We start from the raw sequence: 25,898 nt of genomic DNA, 5'->3' as shown, positions 1-25,898 counted from the left end.
TGGACCGGCTGCCACATGAGCAGTCGGTCTTTCATTCAGAAGCGAAAGGAAGGCATAACTTCGATGCTACTCCAGATGGACAATATTACAAAAAAGTATGGCGAGTTTAGCGCAAACCGCGGCATTGATTTTTCGCTGCGTGCGGGTGAGGTTCATGCGATTGTCGGGGAGAATGGTGCAGGCAAAACAACGCTGATGCGGATATTGTACGGGATGGAGCAGCCAACCTCGGGTACGATTCGGCTGAATGGCAAGGAAGTTTCGTTTGCAAGCCCGGAGGGTGCGATTCGCGGCGGCATCGGCATGGTTCACCAGCACTTTATGCTGTTTCCTACGTTTACAATTGCCGAGAATATCGTGATTGGCAATGAGCCGGGCTCCGGTGCCAGGTTTGACCGCAAGCAAGCGGTGAAAACGGTGGATGGACTCTGTGAGCAATACGGAATGAAGGTTGATCCGCACGCAATCGTGAGCAGCAGTGCACCGGGTGTACAGCAGCGGGTTGAAATATTGAAGGTGCTGTATCAAGGTGCTGAAATCATTATTCTGGATGAGCCGACAGGCGTGCTGACGCCGCTTGAGGTGCAGGAACTCCTTGAGGCCATTAAACAGCTCTCTAAACAGGGCAAAAGCTTTATTCTGATTAGCCACAAGCTGAATGAAGTTCTGGATGTGGCTGACCGGATTACGGTGCTCCGCGACGGTGCGGTTACCGGCGTTGTGGAGAAGGGAAACACGGATGCCCGTCAGCTCTCCCGCCTTATGGTAGGCCGCGAGTTAGCGGAGCTGGATAAGAAAACGATAACGCCGGGTGAGAAGGTGCTTGAGGTATCGGAAGTCTCGATTCGCGGAACGAAAGGGAAGCCGGTGCTGGATGGCGTGAATATACAAGTCCGGGCAGGCGAGGTTGTCGGGGTTGCCGGCATTTCCGGCAACGGTCAGTCTGAGCTGCTACAGGTGATTTCCGGCTTGGCTCAGCCCGACAGCGGCCGGATAGCCGTATCGGGCAAGGATGTTACCGGTATGTCTACGCGTGAGATAAGAGAGCATGGGTTAGCCCACATTCCGGAGGATCGTTATGTATGGGGAGCTAACCGTACGGCAACCGTGATGGATACCGGACTTATGGGTCACCATCGCCGTTTGCAGAAGGGCGGCTTCCTTAAACTGAAGGACATCCGCTCGCTTGTTTCCGGTTGGGTTCAGAAGTTCTCCATCAAGACGGGGTCTCTGGAGACAAGCACCCAGTATTTATCCGGCGGCAATCTGCAGAAGCTGATTGTTGCCCGGGAACTTGAGCAGGGAACCCCGTTCCTGATCGCTGCCGAACCGACGCGCGGCGTTGATATCGGCGCCATGGAGACCATTCATGGTGAACTGCTCAAGCGGCGTGAAGAGGGGACAGGTATTCTGCTGGTATCTTCTGAATTAACGGAAATTTTGAAGCTGTCCGATCGGGTTCTGGTTATGTTTGAAGGTCGGATTGCAGGTGAGTTGTCAGCGAAGGAAGCGACAGAAGAGAAATTGGGACTGCTGATGGCGGGAGGAACCTTGTAATGAATAAATGGACAAAATTGACGCTTCCGCTGCTTCAGCCGATTGCGGCGATCATGGTAGGTTTGCTCGCGGGGGCGATTGCCATCATGATTGCCGGAGGCGATATTCTGGAGACCTATGCAGAGATGTGGAAGGGCGCCTTCGGCGGCATGTATTTCTTCACGAATACGCTGTCCCGGGCGACGCCGATCATCCTGATTGGTCTGGGTGCGGCATTTGCATTCCGCGCCGGATTTTTTAACCTGGGTGCTGAAGGACAGATGGTGTTTGGTGCGCTTTCCGCCGCATTGGTCGGTTTATATATGCCGGGACCCGGCTGGCTGGTGTGCATCGTTGCCATCATTGCAGGTATCGTTGCGGGTGGTCTGTGGTCGGTGATGGCCGGATATTTTGACGCCAGATTCCGGGTTAACCTGCTGATCTCCACGCTGCTGCTGAATTATGTGGCTGTACTGTTTGCGGGTTATCTGGTTGCCTATCCGCTGAAGGACCGTTCAGGTTCTGCTGCGATGGCACAGTCCGAAATGCTGGACAACAGTGTCTGGCTGCCGAAGCTGATCTCCGGCATGCCGCTGCACGTAGGGTTTGTGCTGGCTGTGCTTGCCGCGTTAATTATATTCGTATTATTGAAGCGTTCCGTGATCGGATACGAGGTCCGGATGCTTGGCGGCAATCCATTGTTTGCCCTGTTCGGCGGGGTTAAGCGTGGTCCCATGATGCTTGGCGCGATGTTCTTCAGCGGCGGCTTGGCTGGTCTTGGCGGCGCTGTTGAAATACTGGGCTCTCAGTATCGTTATATTGATGGCGCATTATCCACGGCTGACTATGCTTGGACGGGCATTATGGCTGCATTGTTGGCAGGGTCGCATCCGATCGGCACGCTGATTGCATCGATTTTTTTGGCCGCATTGCAGACAGGCGGCATGGGCGTCGAACGAAATACGGAAGTGCCGCTTGAAGTGGGAGCCATTATACAAGCCGTGCTGATTCTGTTTATTTCCGCCCGATTCACATACAGCTTCCTGAAGCGCAGAAAGGGGAACAAATCCGATGGAACAGCTGTTTGATCTTGCATTAATCAACTCGGCCCTGCGTGTGCTTACTCCGATCCTGCTTGCAGCCCTCGGCGGTGCCCTGTGTTCGCGCGTCGGATTGTTCAATGTCGGTCTGGAAGGCTTTATGCTGTTGGGTGCTTTTTCCGCCGTGGTGGGGAATTACTTTTTCGGTAATGTCTTTTATGCGATTTTGTTCGCGATTGCGATCGTCTCGATATTTTCCTTTATATTTGCCTATCTCAGCATCAATCTGCAGGCCAACGTCATTGTGGTTGGTATCGCGATGAATGCCTTGGCTGCCGGATTGACGACATTTAGCTTACGGGCTATTTTTGACGTAAAAGGCGCATTTTATGATAATACGATGGTGGGACTGCCGAAATGGAACATACCGATTATCGAGGACATTCCGGTGCTGGGTCCGATACTGGCTGGTCTGACACCTCTTGTATATCTGTCCTTTTTGATTGCGGGCTTGATGTGGTATTATTTCTATCGCACAAAGAGCGGCTTCCGTTTCCTGGCTGCAGGTGAGAATCCGCTCGCTGCCAAAAGCGTGGGAATCCGCGTAAGACGTTATCAGTATGGCGCCGTGCTGGCCAGCGGCGTGTTATGTGCGCTTGCAGGCGCGCAGCTGTCTCTTGGACAGGTGACGATGTTTACGGAAGGCATGACGGCCGGGCGCGGCTTTATTGCGCTGGTGGCAACGATGCTGGGCCAATCGGGTCCGCTTGGCGTTACGGCGGCAAGCCTGCTGTTCGGCTTTATGGATGCACTGAGCATCCGGTTCCAGGGCCTCGCACTGCCTACACATTTCACGCAGATGCTGCCTTATGTCGTCACGATTCTGGCCATGTTCTTCTTTAAGAATAAAAGCTTCCAGCAGGATGCACTGAAGCAGGGCTCAAGCTCCAGATAGGCGCATACGCCGCGCCGCGATAACCGGAAATTGAGTCCTCCAGACGTTAAGCGGTTGTGGATACGATCCAGCATAGAGGAGATGAACTTGGTGCACAAAAAAGCAGAACGTTTGAAAAAAATGAAGCCGGTGGCAGCTAATAACCTGACGGATGAACAGCGTGCCAAACTGCCGCCGGGGCAGACGCTGACCGAAAAGTTTCCTATCCTGCATGAAGGGGACGTTCCTCGCTACGACATGTCGGAATGGAGACTCAAGGTATTCGGCGAGGTCGAAGAGGAACTGACGTTTACTTATGAAGATTTAATGGCCATGCCAACGGTAACAGTGAACACCGATATTCACTGTGTTACGCGTTGGTCCAAATTCGATACGGTTTGGGAAGGAATCCTGTTCCGGGATTTCCTCGCGGGCCTCAATGTGAAGCCGGAAGCCAAATACGTCATGTTTCATGCCGATCCCGATTACGATACGAATGTGCCGATCGAGGATCTGCTTATGGACAATGTGATGCTCGCCTACCGCTTCAATGGCGAGCCGCTGACGGACAAGCATGGCTGGCCGCTTCGCACGGTCGTACCGCATCGTTATTTCTGGAAGAGCGCGAAGTGGCTGCGCGGCATCGAGTTTATGAAGGAAGACCGCCCGGGCTTCTGGGAACGCAATGGCTTCCATAACGAAGCGGATCCGTTTAAGGAAGAGCGGTTCAGCGGCGAAGCACTGGATATACCTGAAGATGAATGGACACATAAGGAGTTTGACTAATATGTTGATGCCTATTTTGCAAGTGAACTCAGAGGATATACCTGAATTTGTGATCGTCTGCGGTGATCCGAAACGTGCGGAGACGATTTCCCGTAAGCTCACAGGTGCGCGCGAGCTGGCATTCAGCCGCGAGTACCGCACTTTTGTGGGGAGCTACGAAGGCGTTGAGCTGGCGGTTACCAGCCACGGCGTTGGATGTCCGGGAGCTGCGGTTTGTTTCGAGGAGCTGATCCGCGCTGGCGCGAAGACACTCATTCGCGTGGGCACCGCCGGATCCTACCGGGCGGATACCCCTGCGGGAAGCCTTGTGGTCAGCACTGCTGCGATCCGTACGGACGGGCTGACGAAGCAGCTGGTGCCGGACGGCTTCCCTGCGGTCGCGGACAGCCAGGTTGCGGAGGCGCTGTACGAAACAGCACTTGCGATCGGCGAAGGCGTGGTGCGCAAGGGGATTACGGTCACGCTGGACGTGTTCTTTAACGGCGTTGAAGAAGTGCCGCACCAGAAATATAAAGCGGCCGGGGCACTGGGTGTGGAGATGGAAATTGCGGCATTGTATGTCGTTGCAGCCATCCGCGGCGTTCGTGCTGGCGCAATCGTGGCGATGGACGGCTTTGCCGATGCCGATCTGGCGGCCGAGTACGATCCGAACACCAACGTAGTTGCCGACGCAGTGGAACGCGAGATTAACACGGCCTTGCAAGCTGTGGTGAAGCTGGCGAAGCAAGGGTAACCAGTGGGTAAGATAAAAAGCCGATTTCCCGAGAGAGCTCAGGGAAATCGGCTTTTTATTTATGGGTATGGCGTGAGGGCAGGCGGCCCGGGCGCCTGCGGCCCGTGCAAGTCCCAAATAGGGACTTTGCATCGCCAAGTCCGGGCGCCCACAGCCCGAACCTCGCGGCCGTTACTGTTTTGCCGGCTGCACAGTGAAGAAAGGGACCTTCGCAACGCCTGCGGCCCGTGCATAAGTAAACAGCTGCCCCTTATGGTGGATTTCATGGTCCACCATGCTGCCCAGCCATACTGATCCAGGGGCTGCAAATCCGTTAAAGTCGAGCGGTTTCTCCAGCTCCGCATCCGACAACTCCGCATAAGCGGCTGTTGTAGCATCGGTTGAAGCTTGGACGATATTTCTAATGTCCTCAATCGTTTCGAACTGGGTAGAGATAGAAGGTGGAGAGAAGGTGCCATTTTTGATAGACAGCAGGAACATCTCGGAGGAGGCGGCAATGTGAACAGCCAATGCACCCAAGGTGTAGGCATCCTGCCAAGGTTTATAATCTAAATGCTCAGTGTGTACATCCTCCAGCAGTTGATTGAGTACCGTGCGATGCTTGCGCCACCGTTCGAATTGTTGCTGACCTTCATGACTCATGATTTAACCTCCTTGATCGATGATAGAATATAGAACTTGGGAACTGCGATTTATGGTGCCAGTACTTGTAAACAGTTCGTCAAGAGATACGGGAATCCTTCCCGATCGGGCGCAGCTTACGCAAAATTGGAGGATGAACAAGATAAGCAAAACTCCTCTATCCATGATCAATATGATGCAAGATAGCAGTATATAAATATTCGGCCAAGTCACCATCGCTGAATTGATTTATATATATTTGTAGCGATTATCGCGTGTATACGTATTTGCAATACATGTTAACATTTCAGAGTCACATACAATGGATTGTTCGAGACAGCTTTTCCATTCGATGATCAATTGCTGTACTTCATCGGAAGAAGGGGATTGATTCATACAGGATGCCATTTTTCTGAATATCTTCTCCATCTGCTGTTCAAATTCAGATAACAGGCTCGCTTTTTGGGGTCCTCCGCTTTAAAAAGGAATATTCAGTATGTTCCATTTTCCCATAAATGGAGCCATTATGGCTTGTCTGAATAACGCGACTTTTTTCTTTTTGTGGAGCATGTCAAAACTCTCGATATACTTGATCTGAGCGTAAGATTGCATTTCATTTTTTCACCTCTGTTTTAATTTAGTTTGAATGATGAACTACGACGTAGCGTGATGGTCAAGAAAAAGCTGTTGCGAAAATTAAATCGGCGATATATACTAAACTCAATAGTAATTAGTCAATCAATAATGAATGAATACAAGTGATGTTCAGAAGTTAAAGTTAAAGTGAAAGGGAGGTCGATATGATGGCCAGAGCTTCAACCTCTGTCAATCGGCGGAATGATATCGTGGCAGCAGCTATTGAGGTGTTTGCCGAGATCGGGTACTATCGCGCGACCACGGCTCAGGTAGCCGAGCGTGCGGCTATATCCCAGCCTTATGTCTATCGCTTCTTCACCAAGGAGTCACTGCTTGTAGAGTCGTTGTCTGTCTCCTGGAAGCGCATCGCGCAAGCATTTCAAGTGGTGATTGATTCATCTGCACCTGAGGAACTGGAATCGGGATTGATCCGGGCTTACGAAGGGATCATGCAATCCTATCGCAGTGAAATACTGCTGCAGATGCAGGCACAGACGATTCAGGATGCACCCATCCGCGAAGCGATGCAGCAGGGGATTAATGAGATACGGGATCTTGTTGGAAATGCCTTTGTGTCAGCAGGTTTTGAAGACGCAGATAAGAAAATCTCCGATTTTCTGGCGCGGGGCATGTTGTGTAATGCAGCCATGGCCATGGATATGCCGGATTTAATGCCCAAAAAATAAAGCATGCTCAGGCGCTTTTTTAGTGCCACACCGCGTATGATGGAAGTTGTATGCGCGGTGCAGGAAGAGCATGATATTTTTCAGTAATTGTAATTGATCAATCAATAATATAACTGAATAAAAGGAGAGATTTATATGCAAAAAGCGATTGTATTGGGTGCAACAGGTGGCGTAGGAGCTCCATTGACAGCAGAGCTGGTTGAGCGTGGAATCGAGACGGTAGCCTTCGGACGCTCCATGAAGAAACTGAATGAGCTGGCTGATCAACTGAACCATTCCCCTCTGCTCACATTGGAGACGGGGGATGCATTCAAACCGGAGGATATCATAAGGGCTGCTGGAGAAGCGGACATTATTTTTCACAGTGCCAATATTCCCTATCATGAGATGGAGTCCAGGCTGCTGCCACTAGGCGAGTCGGTGATGAAGGCAGCGGAGGAGACGGGAGCCAAGGTTGTGGTGGTGGATGGTATCTATCCTTACGGTCGCCGCTTAATGGAAAGGGCAACAGAAGAACACCCCAAGAAACCTCATACTCGCAAGGGCAAGGTGAGGCTGGCTTACGAGGAATTGATCTTCTCATCGCGGTGGCATAAGGCACGACCACTGATCGTACGGCTTCCCGACTATTACGGTCCCTCTGCCCAGGCATCCTATCTATCCGTGACCATGGAAGCCATTGCCGCAGGCAAGCCAACTGCGTTCGTAGGCAATATGAGGGTTCCCCGTGAATACGTTTATTTGCCGGATGCCGCACGGATGATCGTCGAGGTGGCGGCGAGGGAAGAATCCTACGGACAGAACTGGCATATTCCCGGACCAGACGTGATCTCGGGACATGAGCTGGTGCGGATTGCGCAGAGGGCTGTCGGGAAGCGGAAGGCGGTTATGCCGCTGGGGCGGATCGGGCTGTCCCTGATCGGGTTGTTCAATCCGGTGATGAAAGAGGTGGTAGAGATGCTGTATCTGACGAAGGAGCCCTTGGTGCTGAGCGGTGATAAGTATGAGCGACAGATCGGCCCGATTTCCTGGACACCCCATGAGCTGGCTATCACGGAAACGATGCGTGGTTTAATGGAAAAGCGAGCATGAGGAATGACAAGTGAGAAGGAAGAAGGAAAATTGTATGAATTTTCAGAGGGGATACGGGGGTGTGAGATACGGAGCTGCAGTGTTGCGATAACAGGCGGAGCAGATTTTTTAAAAAGTAATTGGTCAATCAATAAATTTATGCAAAATCATAGAATAACCTATTTCAGTTTAAGCTCATGTGCCTTTATAAGGAGGTGATTCGGGTGGCCAAACTTCAGCTCAAATTTATGGATGGTTTTTTTGTAGCGGTTATGCTGCTGTGTGCGCTCAGCTGGTGGGGCTAGGGGTAGTCAAGCTGGAAAGTTAGGGTGATCCGTAAATAAGAGGAGGGATACAGGGTGAAGGAAGAGATGAGTTCTATTTGGTTTTCTAAATACTCATTCATGCTGGGTATGGCAACTGTTCTGCTGGTGCTGTTCTCCATGTGGGATTAATTTTGTTGAAAAAGCGCTGACCGTCAACACGGTCAGCGCTTTTTTTATACGAAGACTCACAGCCGGCTCAATGCCGAATTAAATTTTTTTAAAAGAAAATCCATCAGTTTCTTTTGCCCAAACGTTATATTAACAAGAAAGACAATTCGAAAAGTGAGAGGTTGGCTAATGGAAGTATGTGATCTCTATGAAAGCCTGAAGGACGACGTAACACGTTATGCCAGATCCATCGCCAAGCACGCTTATGAAGCAGACGATCTGGTTCAGGATGCCTTTATGAAGGCCCTCAAGGAACCAAATCTGGCGGACCTGCCCCTTCATAAGCAAAAGGCCTGGTTCTTCAGAGTCATCAAAAATCGCATGATCGATATTAGCCGACGGGAGAAGCGGCTTGTATCGTGGGAGGATGATCTGGATGCAGCGGTGCTTCCCGTTTCAAGCCGCAATATAGAGACGACCGAGTGGCTTGCCCGCTTGCCGCAATCACAAAGCGACATCGTATTTAAACGTTTTTGGCTCGGAATGTCCAGCCAGGAAATTGGAGAACAACTCGGAATGCCCGCAGCAACGGTTCGTTACAAATTGCAAACCGCCATCAAGAAATTAAGAAAAATATGGGAGGAAGATATGAAATGAGCAAAATGATTGGAAATGTAGGCATGCTGGATTTGACACAGGCAACGGAGGAAAGTGTAAAAAGCATTGAACGGATCGGCAACGTGGGCATCGTCATATACCGGGCAGAAACGGCGCACCTCCTGACGATGCTGAAGAATGCAGGCAATATCGGCAAAACGCTTGAAATACCGGCAGGTCACCGTTATTACAACGGGACGCTGCGACTGAATGAGGAATATTTTAAGCAGCTGGATCACCCGGATCGTGTATTTGTTAATGGCACGGTTATCATCGACAAAGAAGTCTCCTTCGAGGCGTTCCAGAGCGGTAAGCTTCATCTGGTGGTCAACGGCGAGGTGTATACTCCCCAGCATCTGGCGGGTGTCGTTACCTCAGCGCTTCTTAAAGTGGGAGGAGCCAGCGCGGAGATTTACGCCTATCAGTATGAGCCCCGATTCGAGTCGGGAAAACTGAAATTGAACAATGCCTATCTGGCCTCCATCACCGACCCCATCAGTCTGGTAATGAGCGGAGTGCTGGAGCTGGATAAGGACCTGGATATGGAGCGTTTTGCAGCTGGGATTGACAGTCTTCGTATGAACGGCAAAGCGGTTATTCATGAGAGCCAATCCCCATATTTCTATGATAAAGCGAAGGCGATCAATGGTTCCTTGGAGGTTATCCCGACAGGCTTCGAATATGTAACCAAGCCATTGAGACTAAACGCAAGAACCATTCGCCGATTCAACGGCCACAAGTTCTACACCAAACAGCCGATCATTATGGAGGCTGATGTGACTCGTGATGCCTTCAGCCGTGCTATATCAGAGATACAGTCCACGTCATTCATCATATGCAGCGAGGATATCGAGGATTTGATATGGGAACGCTGCCCGAATCTGAATACCGAAATTTTAAGTTATGAGCAGTCTTTTATTTTCGTTAGCGGTGAGGAGACTTGGTCGAAGGATCAGCTGTTGGCTTTGGAACAGCCAGTAACCTTTATTGTAGATGGAACATTCATTCTTGATGACGATGTAACGGAGGACGATATTAAACATTCGATCTCATCGCTGGATCTCTTCGGAGATGTGGTTGTCGGGGAAAAAAGAATTAAAGGCATTTTGTACCCTTACCTTAGAGTGAACAATGGCAGTATTATAGTGAAGGGGACGGAAGAGGAGCTTGCGGGTATTGGTAATGTCGGAATGTTATCGTTATAAAGAGAAGAGGAATGAACCATGAATATTAATAATGAAGATATTGCCAAGCAGCATATTCTCGACCTCCGTCAGGAAGTGGAACGATGCCAGCTGGCAACAAAATGGAGTCTTACACGCAAGACGACAGACCACGCAACAGTGGCTGCGCGTAAAGCCGATGGAAAATGGAAGTCACTACTGGAAACCATCATCATGATGGGAAGAAGAATGCTCTAATCCGGTGTAACCGGTTGAGCAGGAAACCTATGTATACGGATAATCGTCGATGCGATGCGTGTCGGCGATTTTTGATTGCGAGGCAAACGGATCCTTTTGCAAAAAAAAGTGAGTTCGAGCAGCTGTCCAGAGGCAGCTGTTTATTATGGTTACCTATTTACGTGTTCTTTCGGTATTCATCGTCAATATTTTGCTGTTTGCCGCTTTATCCATGATCCTGCCCGTGTGGCTGTTTGTAGCACTGTTCCTGCTGCGGGGCGGAGGTGTGACCATGCTGTCCAATCTGCTGGACAGTCTGCTGATGTCTGCGTTTCATGAACAGGAGCGGAATCTGTATGCCGGCATGAGATCGGTATTCCGGAGTTTAGGATCGTCCGGGGCAACGCTGGTTTCCGGCCTGATCCTGGCCCGGCAGGATTACCGGCTCCCCTTCCTGGCCACAGCCGGGGTGCTGCTGCTCTGCGGTCTGTATTACGTGTGGTGGATTCGTCCGGTCCTATCCAAGAGATTAAGCAGCAGTATGGAGCCGTGAATAAGAAGAGGCTGTCTAAAGGGTCGAATTGACCTTTTCAGGCGGCCTTTTTACGGTTACAGGGTTATTCCCGATATTCACATAGAAGTCCGGTGTTATGCTGATCGGCTGCCGTGTTCCTATTTTGTTCTGCAGAAAGTCTCCAAATATATTGACATCAAAAATTGGTACATGTTTAAATAGAAGAAGTGTTAGCACTCTTCTGACTAGAGTGCTAAATGAAACCTCGTTCAGATTGGAAGGGAGATTTTTTCATGGCGAAAAAACAGTTTAAAGCTGAGTCCAAACGGCTGCTCGAGATGATGATCAATTCCATCTATACGCAGCGTGAAATTTTTCTGCGTGAGCTGATTTCAAATGCCAGCGACGCGATTGACAAGATTTATTATAAAGCTCTGACCGACGACAACTTGACCTTTAACAAAGAAGATTACTACGTTAAGATTACCGCAGATAAAGCAAGCCGCACACTGACCATTACCGATACAGGGATCGGAATGACGAAGGAAGACCTGGAGAACAACCTCGGCGTCATCGCGAAGAGCGGATCCCTTGCGTTCAAGAGCGAGAATGAAGCGAAGGACGGCCACAACATTATTGGCCAATTCGGTGTCGGCTTCTATTCCGCGTTCATGGTTGCTGATGTGGTTACCGTGACAAGCCGAGCCCTCGGCAGCGACGAAGCGTTCAAGTGGGAATCCGAAGGTGCGGAAGGGTATACCCTAACACCGGCTGAGAAGGAATCCATCGGAACCGAGATCGTGCTGAAGATCAAAGAGAATACGGAAGACGATCAGTATGATGAATATTTGGAAGAATACCGCCTGAGAGCCATCGTTAAGAAGTACTCCGACTTCATCCGCTATCCGATCAAGATGGACGTGAAAACGCAGCGTCCGAAGGAGGATGCCGAGAACGAGTTCGAGGAAGTTCAGGAAGAGCAGACCATCAACAGTATGGTGCCGATCTGGCGCAAGAACAAGGGCGAGCTGACGGACGCCGATTACGAGAATTTCTACAACGAGAAGCGTTACGGCTTCGATAAACCGCTGAAGCACATCCATGTCAAAGCGGACGGTGCCGTTGTATACAATGCGATTTTGTTTATTCCCGAGAATACGCCTTTCGATTATTACACCAAGGAATACGAGAAGGGGCTTGAGCTCTATTCCAATGGCGTCCTGATCATGGACAAATGCGGCGACCTGCTGCCGGATTATTTCAGCTTCGTGAAGGGGATGGTCGATTCGGAGGATCTATCTCTGAACATCTCCCGCGAGATGCTCCAGCATGATCGTCAGCTGACGCTGATTGCGAAGAACATCAAGAACAAGGTGAAGGGCGCGCTGCAAAGCATGCTGAAAGACGAGAGAGAGAATTATGAGAAATTCTTTGAATCTTTTGGCAGAGGCCTGAAATTCGGCGTCTACAATGACTACGGCATGAACAAGGAAGATCTTCAGGATCTGCTGCTGTTCACGTCTTCCCAAGAGAAGAAGCTGGTCTCGCTGGATGAGTATGTATCGAGAATGCCGGAGGATCAAAAATATATCTATTATGCGTCCGGCGATTCCATTGACCGGATCGAGAAGCTTCCGCAGACGGAAATGGTGCTGGATAAAGGCTATGAAATTCTGTACTTCACCGACGATGTGGATGAGTTTGCCATCAAGATGCTCATGAAATACAAGGAGAAGGAATTCAAATCGGTATCGAGCGGGGATCTTGGCATTGATTCAGAGGCCGACAAGCAAGAGAACGAAGCTGAAGAAAGCGACAACAAGGAGCTCTTTGAAGCCATGGGCGGCCTCTTGGCTGGCAAGGTGAAATCCGTTAAAGCCTCCAAACGCCTGAAATCCCATCCGGTATGCCTGTCCACAGAGGGCGATGTATCCATTGAGATGGAGAAAATATTGAAGGCAATGCCGAACGGACAGGATATCCAGGCAGACAAGGTGCTGGAGATCAACACAAACCACGAGGTGTTTACATCCCTGAAAGCACTGCAGGGGGATCAGGACAAGCTGAAGCTGTACACGAATCTGCTCTATAATCAGGCGCTGCTGATCGAAGGCTTGCCGATTGCCGATCCGGTGGAATTCACGAATGACATTTGCAAAATCATGGTGTAAGCAGCGAAAGCTAACGACCATGAGATGATAACAGACAAACCCGAGACTCTGGTGTAAGGTGCCAGGGATTCGGGTTTGTTTTTTTGACTTGCTACCGATTGTGCTGTGCAGATCGCTATTGTTACACCACATCCGCCGCAAGATCCGATAACAATCCGTTCTCAGGTGCCATGCCCAACAGGTCGTAGACCGAGATTGGGAACATCGGAAAGCCGACGTAGTAAGGCGTGATGGCATAAAGCGGATAGAAGAGGACCAGTGATTTATCGGCCAGATAGAAGTCCTGATTCGGGGACACGGTAATCGGGGTGCCCTCCAGTACAGGAAGGCTGCGTGCCTTGATCTGACGGTTCACCTCGGCCGCCAATACGGCTTGATAATTGGAGTCCGGACGGAACAGGTCGGATAAGGCATAGGATTTTCCCGTGAATGTGGAGAAGATAAGTGCTCTTGTCACCGTATAACCGTGGGCCATAGGCTCGGAGTAGGTGTAGTTGGTCAGAACAAGGCTAAGAATGCCGCGCTCATTCGTTTTAATCTCAAAAGTTCCGGTAGTCTGCGGATGGGTTCCCGTCTGGACCTGCTGCTGGGCATGCTGCATATCCTGGATTTGCTGCCGTATAGTCCGGTTGATAACGTCCTCCACCTGCCGATTCGCGAGGCCGTATACTTGCGGATAATGAATAACAAGGCCGGGCGCCGTATGCGTGAGGGTATGGATATTCACCGGTGGTACATATTGAGCCATGCGTACAATCGCTCCAATCTAACATGAGTTATGTTAGCCTATTCGGAAGCGGGTGCGGAGGTTACGGGTACGAGAGAGAATGAACGGGCGCGGCACCCTTAGGTTTTTTCCACGTCTGTAGGCTTGAGCAGTCGTCTCACAAAGATTGTGAAAATCGCCAAGGAAACGACGACAGAGGCTGCGGTTACGGAGAACAGATACGTATAGCCTATATGCTCGGATACCAGGCCCAGGAGGATTGCGCCAAGTCCGATACCAAGATCGAAAGCCGTCATGAAAGAGGCGTTGGCTGCACCTCTTCGATGCTCTGGAGCAATGCGGAGCGTGGCTGCTTGAAGTGCAGGCTGGGCCGAGCCGAAGCCGATACCGTACAGGATTGCGGCTGTAACCAGTCCAGGTAATCCGCTTGACAAACTTAAGACAACCAGGGCTGCCGCCGTGACAATAAGGGATGGAATGATGATGAATGCTTCTCCGAAACGGTCTGACAGCTTCCCGGCAAAGGGCCGAATCAGGGTAAGTGCGATTGCATATACGAGGAAAAAAGTTCCCGGATTGACCCGGATGGAATCTGCAAACAGCGGGAGAAAGGTTGTGATTCCGCCATATGCGACAGCCAGGAAAAAGATTGCAGCCGTGACAGGAAGAACGGATTTCTCGACCAGTTGAATCCGCCCAGCACTGGGTTTAGCTTCATAAGGAACCCTGGTCATATAGGCCAATATGAGCGCGATGAGGGATAGCCCGGCCGCAATCAGGAACAAGGTCCGAAAGGAATATCCACCCACGATATACGTGCCCAGTAAGGGGCCGATCGCCATCGCAACCGTCATTGCCATTCCATACCACCCCATGCCTTCCCCGCGTCGGGAGGCCGGGATTAAATCCGTAATGACCGTTCCGATGGCGGTTGTCGAGAAAGCCCAACTCGCACCGTGCAGGATTCGCAGCGCAAGCAGCAGCAGGATGCTGCCAACCCAATCGTAGAGATACATCGAGAGGACAAACAATAGAAGGCCCCAAATATAAAATATCCTTCTGCCGTACCGGTCCACTAGTCCTCCGACAATCGGGCGAAAGACAACCGCCGTCAGCGTGAACGCACCGGCCGCCAATCCAACCTGGGATTCCGAGCCGCCCAAGTGCTTGATATAGAGGGGGAGCGTGGGCAGCAGCAGATAGAAGCCCGTAAACAGAAATAACATCCCGATTGTCATCTGAATGAACGACTTCGTCCATAAACGTTCCATTCCTTATTCCTCCTCATATTGAATCTCTGCTAAGGCTGACCCCTATTCTTCGGTGGATTTAACAGCCTCGATTTCTTGTCTGATCCACTCGATATTCGTTAGCCCCATTTGCCTCCGATGATCCAGTACTCTCATCAATTGAAGCCGCTGCTTCTCAGGCTCAGGCTTGTAAAACGTGATCTCGGCTTCAAATTCCGTCACATGTTTCAGATTGGTTTCGAGATAAATCAAATACTGCTCCAGGCAGGCCAATCGGATTTCCTTCGGAACATACCGGAAATACACCATTTTGAAATGGAAATGGTGCTCCGTATCCATGTTGAATTCCAGCGGCTTCTCCATGAGCTCCAGGAATTTTTGCTGCCCGGCATCGGTGATCTGATAGATTTTTCGGGGGCGCTTCCCTCCGCCGGTTTCGTCGAGCTTAAGATGGATCCATCCGTTATCCACCATGCGGGAGAGCAGAGGGTACAGCGTGCCGGAACTGATCTGGCGGTAGGGTCCGCCCGCATTTTTAAGAATTTCCTGAAGCATGTATCCGTGCTTATCACCTGTCACCAATTCACCTAATACAAAAAGCTCATACATCTGAGTTCCTCCAATTATATATCGTTACGACATAAATATATATCGTGACGATATATAAAGCAATACTTGGAAGAAAAAAAATTTTTGAATATCTGCTCTTGAAACAGCAGATAAAGCCGCTCCCCTCGGGACCGGCTTTATCCATTCTCCATTCCCTCCCTATGCCAGAATGGAGTCCATCTCGCATGTAAGGGGGCTGCGTTTACAGTCCGCCCGCATTTTTCTCATGGCTGTCATCCCTTTGCCGGTTTACATGGCCGATATAATCCAAATGCTGAAATCCCCAGGTGCACATGTCTGCCAGAACGCTGTCCAAGGTTTTCCCATGGTCGGAGATGGAGTACTCCACCTTGGGCGGAATCTCCTGATATACCTTGCGTACAATGAGCCCATCCTGTTCCAGTTCACGAAGCTGATTCGTAAGCATGCCTTGGGTAACGCCTGGAAGCATACGTCTGAGCTCTCCGAACCGCTTGGTTCCGTCCTGCAGCAGTATAAACAGAATCAGCGGCTTCCACTTGCCGCCTATTAATTGCAGCGTGGTCAGTATGCCTTTGGTTTTAAACTCCTCATGACTCGTTGTTCTCATATTCTCATCTCCCAGCGGAAGTCCGTATTTGATCATTGGATAGGCTTGATGGTTGATACTTTAGCATAGTATCCGGTTTAAACCCAGTACTATTCTTTATCATACTTAGTACGTTTTTTCGTACTATGCATGGCATGAATATGTACGATGAACCGGACTAAGTACATAAAAAGAGCGTACTTTTCAAAGCTGCCAATCCGAAACATAATGGGGGTGTCAAACAAACCAAACCGGACAGGAGAACTGATTATGAAAATTATGGTGATTGTGGCTCATCCGAATCTAGAGAACTCGCGTGCCAATCGCGCCTTGATGCAGCAAGCCAAGCAGAATACAAATGGAAATGTAGATATTCGGGATCTTTATAAGGAGTATCCGGACTGGAATATTGATATCGAGCGGGAGCAACAGCTTATTCTCCAGTATGATCGGGTGGTGTTCCAATTTCCGTTTTACTGGTACAGCTGCCCGCCCCTGCTGAAGAAATGGTTCGATGACGTGCTCACCTTCGGGTGGGCGTTCGGACCGGAAGGCAACAGTCTGAGGGGGAAGGAATTTATGCTGGCGACCACGGCGGCAGGCTTGGAACAAGGGTATCGTGCAGGTGGCGACAATTGGTATACCGCCAGTGAACTGCTGCGTCCGATTCAAGCCACGTTGAACCGGTGCAAAGTGAATTATCTGCCTGCATTCGTGGCGTATAACGTCGATCGGATAAGTGACGAAGTACTTCAGGCAGAGGCTCACAGGTATGCGGACCAGGTACTTGCACCGGCCATTGTGGAGAGTCGATATTAAGACACGCGTGAACAATAACGGATAGAACATGGGCTCTTGCCAACTCAAACGATGAAGGGCATGATAGAGTCACAGGATTTGATCTGAAGCAATGTTATACGTTTTTGGAGCAGTCCATACGGTTTGGGATCGAAATTCCTGGCACACACTTACAGCGCTTTCAGGAGGGTCCATCATGACGATTGATGAAGCCATTCATTTGGAGTCCTATGATGAGCAGTGGGCGGAATGGTTTATCGATGAACAGCAGGGGTTAGTCAGTGAGATCAAACGAAGGATCGTTTCACAAGGGGCCCGGGGCCTGCTCCAATATTCCGACGAGAAGAATGCGTTTGTTGAGCAGCTTCTTGTCAGGGCTGAGAGATGGATGAACGGGAGAACAAGCTGAAGAAGCACCCGCCGTCTCATTTTCCTCCATTCATGGCCTTACATTGTTTTCGGTATTCGGATGGTGTAAGGCCATGATATTTTTTAAATGTTTTGCTGAAATGGACATAGTCCGAGAAACCGACACGATAGGCCGTTTCCTGAGCGGATAGCTCAGACTCCGCAAGCAGTTCCCTCGCTTTTTCCATACGGATCTGGACCAGGTATTTCACAAAGTTCATATTTGTTTCATTCTTGAAGGTACGGCTTAAATACGTCACCGACATCCCCAGTGAGTCTGCCACCTCCTGCAAGGACAAATCCTCCATCGCGTAGTTTTCCTCAATGTACCGCTTGGCTTTCACAATATTGTGGTGAGCGCCAAGATTTCTGGAGCCCTTAATTAACTCAAGCATCTCCTGAATCTTCTCTGTCATTTGACGGCGGCAGGCAGCACGGTCATCCTGCGACCACGGGTGCTCGCCGATTGTCATACCCAGCACCAGGCCGCGTTCTTCAAGCGCAGACAGCAACTCCTGCATCAGCATAGGGGCATACTGTGATAAGCTGACTCCAATAGGTCCCATCGTTTCAAAATGGGTGACCATTTCATCGGTTAGTTCCAAGGCATCCTGTTCCTCAACAGACCACAGCAGCTCAGCAAGCCTGGTTTTGTATCGCTGCTGTGCAAGCGTCCATTCCGTTTGCCGGGAGAAACTCGCCTTTCGGTTATCGAGTTCCTTGCAGGCACGTTTAAGTGTCGTATGGAACTGTTCCGGATCGATGGGCTTCAGCAGGAAATCCGACACGCCGTAGCGCATGGCCTGACGTGCAAATTCGAAATTATCGTGACCGGACAAAATAATGAATTGCATGTGTGCATGAGTTTCTCTGACCCGGCGGATAAATTCCAGTCCGTCCATTTCAGGCATGCAAATGTCGGTTACAATCAGATCCGGCCGGCTGTCCTCCAGCATCTGAAGCGCCTCAGCCCCGTCTTCCGCCTCTCCCGTGATCTCAACCTGGAGACCGGACCTTTCGACAAGCTTTCGCATACTCAAATGAATGGCATATTCGTCGTCAATCATCATTAACCGGTACATGATGTGCCTCCTCGCTAGTCATATATGGCAGCCTGACTTCAAACTGGGTGCCTTCATCAGGCACGGACTGCACAAGGTGCAAGCCATATTCCGCACCGAAGGTAAGCTGCAGTCGTTGATGGACGTTCAGGAGACCGATTCCGCTGGTGGGTTCCTCCCCCTCGTTGCTCCGTAATTCGTCTTCCGGATTCTCGGGAGTTTGCAGGATGCCTCTTATATGCCGTTTCTTCTCCGAATTCATCCCAATCCCCTTATCTTGAATCACGACGGCAAAATAGTGCCCCTCCGCACGGGTGCTAATCCCGAGGTAGCGGGGTTTCTTACCGCGGTATCCGTGGATGAACACATTCTCTATGATCGGCTGCAGCGTGAGCCTCACGGCCTTCACGCGATCCAAGTCGTGTTCATCCACATCTATATCGATCTGCAGTTTGCGGAACCGGGCACTTTGAAGATCCAGATAAAACTGGACATGCCTCATCTCCTCCCGGAGCGGTACAACTGATCCGGCGTGGCCGATATTGTAACGGAACATGTGGGCAAGCGCCCGCGTCATGCGGCTGATATCCATATGATCATCCGCGATGGCATATGAATTAATAATCTCCAGTGAATTGTACAAGAAATGCGGATTGATGTGGGATTGCATGGAGCGGAGCTCGGATTCCTTCTGCCTGATCATAAGCTCCCGTTCCTTCAGCCGGGAATCGTGAACCTCCCGGATGAGCCGCTTCAATTCTCCCGTCATGCTGTAGAAACTCTGGAATACGGCGGTCATTTCATGGTTGCGGAACCGGTTCATTTTGGTAGGAAGAACAAAATCGCCCCGCTCAACACGAGCCATTAATTTTTGCAGCATGGAGAGCGGCCTTGTCAAGGATAAGGAGAAACCGCCCACAAGCGCCAATGCAATAATCATAAGCATAGCTGCGGCGGCAAGCGAGTAATTGCGCTGGGTGATCAAGCCGCCGATAAGGTTGTTCAGCGGCAGATCGGCGACGACCGTCCAGCCGGTGATCTGAGAACGTTCATGCAGAACCATTTTTTCAGTGCTGGAGGCTGCGTCTTGATGACGGAAGAAGGAAGAGTTCTGGTTCTGAATACGTGCAAACAGCCCCTGTTCGACGATGGACCCAACCAGATTCGAGTCTGGATGGTAGATGACCTGTCCGCCTCTGCCCATAATCCAGACGTCAAAGCCGCCCAGTGAATCGTTGGAGCAGATTGCCCCGATTTGCTTCAGGTTAAGATCGACAATCAACAGGCCTTTATAGAGAAATGAGGAGTTGTCGTACAGCTTTCGTGCTACGGTAAGGGCAGGAGTTTTTCCTACCCGGCTGAGGCCGATGATCTGGAAATCGCTGAATTGGTCCAGTTGTGCCTGGAAGGATAGATTGCGTTTGCGGATTTCACTCATATCAAGCAGTCCGGGCGCACTTTCGTAATCGGTGATTTGCCGCTTGTTATCGGCGACAAGCGAGATGCCAATGATGTCGGACCGGCCGTAAATCATCTGGGCGAACAAGTCGTTCTCCACTTTAGTGGCAAGCTGAAAGTAGGAATACGGTGTGAGCTGGCTGGTCGAGAGAAATTGCTGGATCTGCGGGTTATGGATAAAGGGATAGGTGGAATTCTCCAGATTGGATATGTAGGAATCCAGAGACACATTCGTTTGCTCGATAATGCGTTTGTTCGCGCCAGCGGCAAACTGTTCAATCGCCTCAGTAGAAGACTGGTACCAGAAGCTGCCCAGCAGAAAGAAAGGAAGACCGATGAAGAGGATGATCAGAACGAACAAGCGTTGATTAATGGTCAGATTACCGATGGATATTCCTTGGATGTTCATCGTTCTTCCGCCTTCCTGGCATTGAAGTAGGGAATGTAAGGAACATTGTAGCAAAAAAACACAAGTTGTAAATAAAAATACATGATGCCGCAGCAAGAAATCACAAGTGGGCTAAGAAAGCACATGGGCGCTGCCGATACTTATCAACTACAATCTCATTAATCCATTTCAATTGAATCAGGGGGCGAGGATTTGTGAAAAAGAGAAAAGGGTTCTACAGCTGGTTAACGGCCTTATTGCTGATATCCATGATTGCTAGCGGTTGCAGCAGTGGCAGTGAAGGAAAAGGCGGGACATCGGCTCCCGGTACCGGAGGCGACGATGGGAAGAAAGTCGAAATCCTGCTCGGATATTATTCCAGCGACAGCTCCGATGCCAAGATGAAGGAGCTGATCGAACAGTTCGAGAAGCAGCATCCGAACATTAAGGTGAAAACGCAAAGCGCGCCTTACGGCCAGTTCTATCAGAAGCTGGATACGCAGATTGCCGCCGGTCAAGCACCGGATGTGTGGCTCTCCGACGGCGTATACGTGATGAAATATGCCCAGCGCGGCGCGGCCAAGGATCTGACCGATTGGATAGCCAAGGATCTGAAGGCGGATGAATATTACGGTCTCGATTTCAACAAGGACGCAGACGGGCGCTATTGGGGCGTACCGCAGGGCATTCAGGTTGGCGTTCTGTTCTACAACAAGGATCTGTTTGATAAAGCAGGGGTCGCGTATCCTTCGGATGAGTGGACCTGGGAGGACCTGAAATCATCGGCTGCCAAGCTGACGGTGGATGCGGGCGGAAAAACGGCCGAGGACAGCGGTTTTGACGCCGCAAGTGTCAACCAGTTCGGACTTACCTTCTTCAGCATTACCGAAGGCTGGTTCTCCGTGATGAAATCCTATGGCGGCGGTGCTCTTGATGAGAAGGCGGAGAACTCCATCATCCATTCACCCGAGAACAAGCAGGCGTTTGAATGGATGGTTGACGGCATGCAGCGCGGAATCATTACGGATCCGGTAGATCTGAAGAGCTTCCAGAGCAATACCGCCGTATTTCCAAGTGGATCGGCTGCCATGCGGATCGGCATTTACGCCCGGGTGCAGGCAGCGAATGAAGCGGGCCTGAATTATGATGTAGCGCTCCTGCCTAAGGGTCCGGACGGGAAGCGGGTATCTCCGGTGATTGCGAATTCATGGGTCATTAATCAGAAGTCCGGTGAGGAAAAAGCGGCGGCTGCCTGGGAATGGATTAAATACTGGGCTACGGAGGACGAGGTGCAGAAGCAATGGACCGAGCTTGGCGAAGCCGTGCCGGTGAAGAAATCCGTAGCGGAATCCGAAGTGTTCCTGAAGGCCGGAGAACAGCCGGCTAACCGCCAGGCATTCCTGGATAGTCTGGAGTTCGCGCAGACGCTCGACAACAATGCGGTGTGGGAAGAATGGGTCGGTAAATTCAATGAGAATGCGGAGCGTGCTTTCCTGGGCGATACCGGAATCGATCAAGCTTTAAGTGATGCGGACGCAGCTGTTCAAGCGGTCCTCGATGATTTCTATAAAAAATAGAACAAGGCTGGAAGAAAGGCGGGAGTGAAATGGGCAATATGCTAAACGACAATGCAGCACTCAAAGCCGATCCGATGCCGAAAGGAAAGCCCGCCCGAAAACGGAAATGGGATCATGAGGGGAGATGGGGGCTGCTTATGGCTTCCCCCTATCTTCTCCACTTTATTATTTTTGTGGCGGGTCCTCTCGCTGCATCCCTGTACTTCAGCTTTTCCGATTACGATATGCTGAATCCGCCCGAGTGGAGCGGACTGGACAATTTCCGGCGCATGGCCGGCGACTCGATGTTCTGGCGTTCGTTATCGAACACACTGTATTTTGCGGTCCTGTTCGTGCCGCTTCAGACCTTCCTGGCGCTTGTGCTGGCCGTAGCGCTGAACCAGCGCTTGAAAGGGCTTAAATGGTTTCGAATGGCCCACTTTATTCCGGTCATATCCTCATGGACCGTCATCCTGTACGTTGCTGATGCCGTATTTAATCCTCGCTTCGGTCTGGCGAACACACTGCTTGCCAAGCTGGGGCTGGCGGGGCAAGGCTGGCTGCAGGACCCGAAACTCGCCATTCCGCTGCTCGTTTTCATCGCGGTCTGGAAAGGGATCGGTTATATCATGGTCATTTATCTGGCAGGTCTGCAGAGCGTTCCCGGGGATTTGTACGAAGCCGCAGAGATAGATGGTGCAGGGGCTTTGCGCAAATTCCGCTATATTACGGTGCCGTTGATCTCGCCAACGACCTTCCTGGTTGTCATCATGAGTACGATCTCCACGTTCCAAGCGTTTGAGCAGATTTACGTGTTGACTGGCAGAGGGGACATCAGCTCGGCGGGAGGTCCCAACAACTCCAGTCTGGTGATGATGCTGTATTTATACCGGGAAGGCTTCACATTTATGCGTATGGGTTATGCTTCCGCCATCGCCTGGGTGCTGTTCATGATTTTGTTCCTGTTGACGCTGGTACAGCTTAGAGCCCAGAAGAAGTGGGTGCATTATGATTGATCGAGTTGACAAGAGAACGCATCAGGGGAACAGCGCCAGAGCGAAGGAGGGACATGAATGAGAAAAAAGCTGCTGGGAAAGAGTTTCGGATATGTACTGATCGGGATCAGCTCCCTGATCATGATCGTGCCGTTTCTGTCGGCGCTCATGAATTCACTTAAAACCTATAAGGAATATACAACGGTTCCGCCTCGCTGGATCCCCGAGGTGTTCCAGTGGTCCAATTACGCGGACGTGTTCAAGCTGGGGAACATTGGCGGATATACGCTAAACAGCATCTTTGTCGCGTTATTGTCTGTTATCGGCGCCCTGATCTCCTGCTCTATGGTCGGTTTTGCATTTGCGAGACTGCGCTTTCCACTGAAAAGCGCGCTGTTCGTGCTGGTGCTCGGCACGATGATGATTCCGGCGGTCGTAATCATCATCCCGCACTTTATTATTTTTAATAAGCTGAACATGCTGGATACCCTCACGCCGCTGTGGATCATCGAATGGCTGGCTCAGCCGTTTGGTATTTTCCTCATGAGGCAGGCTTTCATGAATATACCTAAAGAGTATGAGGAAGCGGCCAAGATGGAGGGCTGCAATCCGTTCCAGATTTATATGCGGATTTTTATTCCGATGGCCAGGCCCACGCTTGCGACGCTAGCGATCTTTACGTTCATGGGCAAGTGGAACGAGATTCTGACACCTGTCATTTATTTGACCTCTAATGAGAAGTATACGCTTCCCATCGGAATTCTCTCCTTATCCGGACAGTGGACCGGGAATGAGCAGCTTATGATTGCGGCAGCACTGGTCAGCCTGGTTCCGATCCTGCTGGTCTTCCTGTTTGCCGAGAAATATTTTGTACAGAACCACAACATGGCCGGGATTAAATAATAGTGTTCGTTCAACGATTCGAGAAGGTCTGGCACAGTGGAAAGGGTGAAAGAGAAGATGAAAATAGCGGCATTCAGCGGATCACTCATTGATTACAGCATTCATGAAGCGATGAAGGTTGCGGCTGGGCTTGGTTTTGACGGTATCGAAATCGCGAGCCGCGAGCCGCATCTAAGCCCGGAGAGCTCCCTTCCGCGAGTCCGCGAGATGAGAAGCATTGCCGAGGGACACGGTCTGGAGATTCCGGCATTGGCAGGTTATATGGGGCATTTCTCGACAAGCGGGGATGCGGAATGTGCCGTGGCCTATGATCAGTTTCTGGGATTGCTTGAACGCGCGGTGGAACTGGAAGCGGACATGATCCGCATCTTTCAGGGAGGGCCGAATGCATTCCTGGCGGAGGACTATCATTATGCCAAGGCTGCTTACTGGATTCGGCGATGTGCAGCGGAAGCCCATGCGGCAGGAAAGCGCATCGTATTGGAGATTCACAATCAGAGCCTGGTGGAAACCGCGGATAGCGGCCTGCGATTGTTGGATATGATCGGCGAGGAGCATGTCGGCCTCATTCATGACGCGGGGAATATGTACATCACAGACACGGAATTTGGGGAAGAGTCGATTCGGCAGCTTGGAAGCCGCCTGTTCCATGTGCATATCAAGGATGAGAAGCGGATCGGGCAAGGAGGGGCCCCGGGGACATTCAAGAATGTAACCCGTCACGGGGAAGAATTCTTCCTGCAGTGCCGGCTGGGTGAAGGAGAAGTGGACCACAGCGGGCTGCTCCGAGGGCTTCGGGAACAGGGCTACAAGGGCTGGCTGACGCTGGAATGCGCAGCGCCTTATCCGCCGAAGGAACGGCTCGCTTATGATCTGAGGATCATCAGGGAGTGGCTGCAAGCTGTGGAGGTGTCGGCGGGATGATGGGGAACGGACGGAAATTTGGTATTATCGGCTGCCAGCATGCCCATATCGGCATATTTATTGAGGAGATGCAGGCGCTTGGATGGGAATGCGCCGGGTTATATGAACCGGACCATACGGTATTAGCCTCTTCGCTTGCCGAGCGGTATGGTTTGGAACTGATCGGGGATCGGGAGTCGCTGCTCGCCGATGAACAAGTGATGGTCATCGGCTGCGCGGCGATCAACCGTGAGAAGATTGACGTCATCGAGCTGTGCGAGCAGCGCGGTAAACATATTATGATCGACAAGCCTGCAGTGACGGATCGGGCAGGGCTGAGCCGTCTGCACGGCGTCCTGGAACGCGGCAGGATCGAGGTGGGCATGATGCTGACCGAGCGCTTTCGTTCCTCCATGTATACTGTCCATCGGCTGATCCAGTCCGGCGAATTGGGGGATATCGTTCATATTTCGATGCGCAAGCCGCATCGGCTGAATCCGGTTACCCGCCCGGCATGGCATTTTGACAGAACGCAATCCGGCGGCATTCTGAATGATCTCCTCGTTCATGATTTTGATCTGCTGCGATGGCTGACAGGCCGGGAAGTGAAGACGGTATCCGGTTATCTGGCGAAGCATATCCTGCCGGAATACCCGACCTTCTATGATGCGGCAGGCGTTCAGGTGTTTATGGATGGTGGCATAACGGCACAGCTCTACGCAGACTGGCACACACCGGCAGGCAGCTGGACCTGGGGAGATGGCCGAATATTCATTACGGGTACGTCGGGCATCGCGGAAATTCGGCTTGAAGGAGATCCGTTATTGTCGCGAGACGAGGTTGTGCTGGTTATCACCAATCAGGAGCTGCGTTCTGTGCCGCTGGAGGCGCCGCCGTTCTCGCTTGCGCAGGATTTCCTGAATCGGGTGGAGGGAGAACGCGGCTTGATCTCTCATCATGATATTTACACTGCTTCGGAGGCTACTGTAGCGGCAGACGAGGGAGCGCAGATCATCTGCCGGGAATAGGGAAGGCGCAGTCTTGCAGACCAGAAC

General features: G+C 51.0%; 26 protein-coding genes and 1 pseudogene. 19 read left to right on the top strand and 8 right to left on the bottom strand.

The genetic code is table 11. The features are described 5' to 3' along the window. The first annotated feature begins 63 nt into the window (after window positions 1–63). The 5 genes from M2277_RS16035 to M2277_RS16015 all read left to right on the top strand — a co-directional run bounded on the left by M2277_RS16035 (window position 64) and on the right by M2277_RS16015 (window position 5,029). A complete protein-coding gene (locus M2277_RS16035; RefSeq protein ID WP_036641010.1) occupies window positions 64–1,557 on the top strand; it encodes an ABC transporter ATP-binding protein in 1,494 nt (497 codons plus the stop codon). Then, the gene (locus tag M2277_RS16030; protein ID WP_036641012.1) at window positions 1,557–2,624 is read left to right on the top strand and encodes an ABC transporter permease; all 1,068 of its coding nucleotides are present in this window, start codon (window positions 1,557–1,559) and stop codon (window positions 2,622–2,624) included. Before M2277_RS16035 ends, M2277_RS16030 begins: the two co-directional genes overlap by 1 nt. Next, on the top strand, window positions 2,608–3,531 hold the full coding sequence (locus tag M2277_RS16025; protein ID WP_036641013.1) for an ABC transporter permease: 924 nt from the start codon (window positions 2,608–2,610) through the stop codon (window positions 3,529–3,531). The genes M2277_RS16030 and M2277_RS16025 overlap by 17 nt, the downstream gene beginning before the upstream one ends. Window positions 3,532–3,621: 90 nt before the next feature. Next, a complete protein-coding gene (locus M2277_RS16020; protein WP_036641015.1) occupies window positions 3,622–4,296 on the top strand; it encodes a sulfite oxidase-like oxidoreductase in 675 nt (224 codons plus the stop codon). A 1-nt stretch (window position 4,297) separates the two neighbouring features. Then, window positions 4,298–5,029, top strand: a complete 732-nt coding sequence (locus tag M2277_RS16015; RefSeq protein ID WP_063478722.1) for a nucleoside phosphorylase — start codon at window positions 4,298–4,300, stop codon at window positions 5,027–5,029. 171 nt (window positions 5,030–5,200) lie between these two features. Here M2277_RS16015 and M2277_RS16010 read toward each other — a convergent pair whose 3' ends face one another. Next, window positions 5,201–5,671 carry a DinB family protein gene (locus tag M2277_RS16010; protein ID WP_006208472.1) on the bottom strand — a complete coding sequence of 157 codons (471 nt, stop codon included), beginning with the start codon at window positions 5,669–5,671 and terminating at the stop codon, window positions 5,201–5,203. 157 nt (window positions 5,672–5,828) lie between these two features. Continuing rightward, a pseudogene (locus M2277_RS16005) lies at window positions 5,829–6,115 on the bottom strand (TipAS antibiotic-recognition domain-containing protein); the annotation flags it as partial. Window positions 6,116–6,453: 338 nt separating this feature from the next. Here M2277_RS16005 and M2277_RS16000 point away from each other — a divergent pair. The 7 genes from M2277_RS16000 to htpG all read left to right on the top strand — a co-directional run bounded on the left by M2277_RS16000 (window position 6,454) and on the right by htpG (window position 13,219). After that, window positions 6,454–6,972 (top strand): TetR/AcrR family transcriptional regulator, encoded by a 519-nt coding sequence (locus tag M2277_RS16000; RefSeq protein WP_280755198.1) that lies wholly within the window; start codon window positions 6,454–6,456, stop codon window positions 6,970–6,972. Window positions 6,973–7,107: 135 nt separating this feature from the next. After that, on the top strand, window positions 7,108–8,064 hold the full coding sequence (locus M2277_RS15995; RefSeq protein WP_280755151.1) for an NAD-dependent epimerase/dehydratase family protein: 957 nt from the start codon (window positions 7,108–7,110) through the stop codon (window positions 8,062–8,064). Between the two features lie 602 nt (window positions 8,065–8,666). Beyond that, the gene (locus M2277_RS15990; protein ID WP_006208477.1) at window positions 8,667–9,134 is read left to right on the top strand and encodes an RNA polymerase sigma factor; all 468 of its coding nucleotides are present in this window, start codon (window positions 8,667–8,669) and stop codon (window positions 9,132–9,134) included. Further along, complete coding sequence (locus M2277_RS15985; protein ID WP_006208478.1) at window positions 9,131–10,339, top strand: hypothetical protein; 1,209 nt, start codon at window positions 9,131–9,133, stop codon at window positions 10,337–10,339. The genes M2277_RS15990 and M2277_RS15985 overlap by 4 nt, the downstream gene beginning before the upstream one ends. 18 nt (window positions 10,340–10,357) lie before the next feature. Then, window positions 10,358–10,555: a hypothetical protein gene (locus M2277_RS15980; RefSeq protein WP_006208479.1), complete on the top strand. Its 198-nt coding sequence runs from the start codon at window positions 10,358–10,360 to the stop codon at window positions 10,553–10,555. A 145-nt stretch (window positions 10,556–10,700) separates the two neighbouring features. Then, complete coding sequence (locus M2277_RS15975; RefSeq protein WP_036641026.1) at window positions 10,701–11,087, top strand: MFS transporter; 387 nt, start codon at window positions 10,701–10,703, stop codon at window positions 11,085–11,087. A 254-nt stretch (window positions 11,088–11,341) separates the two neighbouring features. Then, complete coding sequence (htpG, locus tag M2277_RS15970; protein WP_036641029.1) at window positions 11,342–13,219, top strand: molecular chaperone HtpG; 1,878 nt, start codon at window positions 11,342–11,344, stop codon at window positions 13,217–13,219. Between the two features lie 121 nt (window positions 13,220–13,340). Here htpG and M2277_RS15965 read toward each other — a convergent pair whose 3' ends face one another. The 4 genes from M2277_RS15965 to M2277_RS15950 all read right to left on the bottom strand — a co-directional run bounded on the left by M2277_RS15965 (window position 13,341) and on the right by M2277_RS15950 (window position 16,394). Next, window positions 13,341–13,967: a DUF3298 and DUF4163 domain-containing protein gene (locus M2277_RS15965; RefSeq protein WP_280755150.1), complete on the bottom strand. Its 627-nt coding sequence runs from the start codon at window positions 13,965–13,967 to the stop codon at window positions 13,341–13,343. 98 nt (window positions 13,968–14,065) lie between these two features. Further along, window positions 14,066–15,217: an MFS transporter gene (locus M2277_RS15960; protein ID WP_148248080.1), complete on the bottom strand. Its 1,152-nt coding sequence runs from the start codon at window positions 15,215–15,217 to the stop codon at window positions 14,066–14,068. A 42-nt stretch (window positions 15,218–15,259) separates the two neighbouring features. Continuing rightward, the gene (locus tag M2277_RS15955) at window positions 15,260–15,805 is read right to left on the bottom strand and encodes a PadR family transcriptional regulator (protein WP_280755149.1); all 546 of its coding nucleotides are present in this window, start codon (window positions 15,803–15,805) and stop codon (window positions 15,260–15,262) included. 202 nt (window positions 15,806–16,007) lie between these two features. Then, window positions 16,008–16,394 carry a winged helix-turn-helix transcriptional regulator gene (locus M2277_RS15950; protein ID WP_006208486.1) on the bottom strand — a complete coding sequence of 129 codons (387 nt, stop codon included), beginning with the start codon at window positions 16,392–16,394 and terminating at the stop codon, window positions 16,008–16,010. Window positions 16,395–16,643: 249 nt separating this feature from the next. On the opposite strand from M2277_RS15950, the gene M2277_RS15945 reads away from it, so the two are divergent. Together M2277_RS15945 and M2277_RS15940 are read left to right on the top strand one after the other, a co-directional pair. Next, window positions 16,644–17,192: an NAD(P)H-dependent oxidoreductase gene (locus M2277_RS15945; RefSeq protein ID WP_063478737.1), complete on the top strand. Its 549-nt coding sequence runs from the start codon at window positions 16,644–16,646 to the stop codon at window positions 17,190–17,192. Between the two features lie 175 nt (window positions 17,193–17,367). Beyond that, entirely contained in the window at window positions 17,368–17,580 is a 213-nt protein-coding gene (locus M2277_RS15940) for a hypothetical protein (RefSeq protein WP_148248079.1), read from the top strand. A gap of 16 nt (window positions 17,581–17,596) precedes the next feature. Here M2277_RS15940 and M2277_RS15935 read toward each other — a convergent pair whose 3' ends face one another. Both M2277_RS15935 and M2277_RS15930 read right to left on the bottom strand, forming a co-directional pair. Further along, the gene (locus M2277_RS15935; RefSeq protein ID WP_148248078.1) at window positions 17,597–18,661 is read right to left on the bottom strand and encodes a response regulator transcription factor; all 1,065 of its coding nucleotides are present in this window, start codon (window positions 18,659–18,661) and stop codon (window positions 17,597–17,599) included. Next, window positions 18,639–20,507: a sensor histidine kinase gene (locus M2277_RS15930; protein ID WP_152826843.1), complete on the bottom strand. Its 1,869-nt coding sequence runs from the start codon at window positions 20,505–20,507 to the stop codon at window positions 18,639–18,641. Before M2277_RS15930 ends, M2277_RS15935 begins: the two co-directional genes overlap by 23 nt. Window positions 20,508–20,701: 194 nt before the next feature. On the opposite strand from M2277_RS15930, the gene M2277_RS15925 reads away from it, so the two are divergent. The 5 genes from M2277_RS15925 to M2277_RS15905 are packed head-to-tail and all read left to right on the top strand — an operon-like array spanning window position 20,702 to window position 25,871. Then, window positions 20,702–22,063: an ABC transporter substrate-binding protein gene (locus M2277_RS15925; protein ID WP_063478740.1), complete on the top strand. Its 1,362-nt coding sequence runs from the start codon at window positions 20,702–20,704 to the stop codon at window positions 22,061–22,063. Window positions 22,064–22,092: 29 nt separating this feature from the next. Further along, entirely contained in the window at window positions 22,093–23,058 is a 966-nt protein-coding gene (locus tag M2277_RS15920) for a carbohydrate ABC transporter permease (protein WP_280755148.1), read from the top strand. A gap of 57 nt (window positions 23,059–23,115) precedes the next feature. After that, the gene (locus tag M2277_RS15915) at window positions 23,116–23,940 is read left to right on the top strand and encodes a carbohydrate ABC transporter permease (RefSeq protein ID WP_006208494.1); all 825 of its coding nucleotides are present in this window, start codon (window positions 23,116–23,118) and stop codon (window positions 23,938–23,940) included. A gap of 57 nt (window positions 23,941–23,997) precedes the next feature. Continuing rightward, on the top strand, window positions 23,998–24,864 hold the full coding sequence (locus M2277_RS15910; protein ID WP_280755197.1) for a sugar phosphate isomerase/epimerase family protein: 867 nt from the start codon (window positions 23,998–24,000) through the stop codon (window positions 24,862–24,864). Continuing rightward, on the top strand, window positions 24,861–25,871 hold the full coding sequence (locus M2277_RS15905) for a Gfo/Idh/MocA family protein (protein ID WP_063478742.1): 1,011 nt from the start codon (window positions 24,861–24,863) through the stop codon (window positions 25,869–25,871). Before M2277_RS15910 ends, M2277_RS15905 begins: the two co-directional genes overlap by 4 nt. The last annotated feature ends 27 nt before the right edge of the window (window positions 25,872–25,898 follow it).

Origin of the sequence: Paenibacillus sp. LBL (genome assembly GCF_029893715.1) — a bacterium.
GTDB lineage: Bacteria > Bacillota > Bacilli > Paenibacillales > Paenibacillaceae > Paenibacillus_AQ > Paenibacillus_AQ glucanolyticus.
The sequence above is the reverse complement of the archived record's forward strand: the minus strand, read 5'-3'. Positions and strand labels throughout refer to the sequence as shown.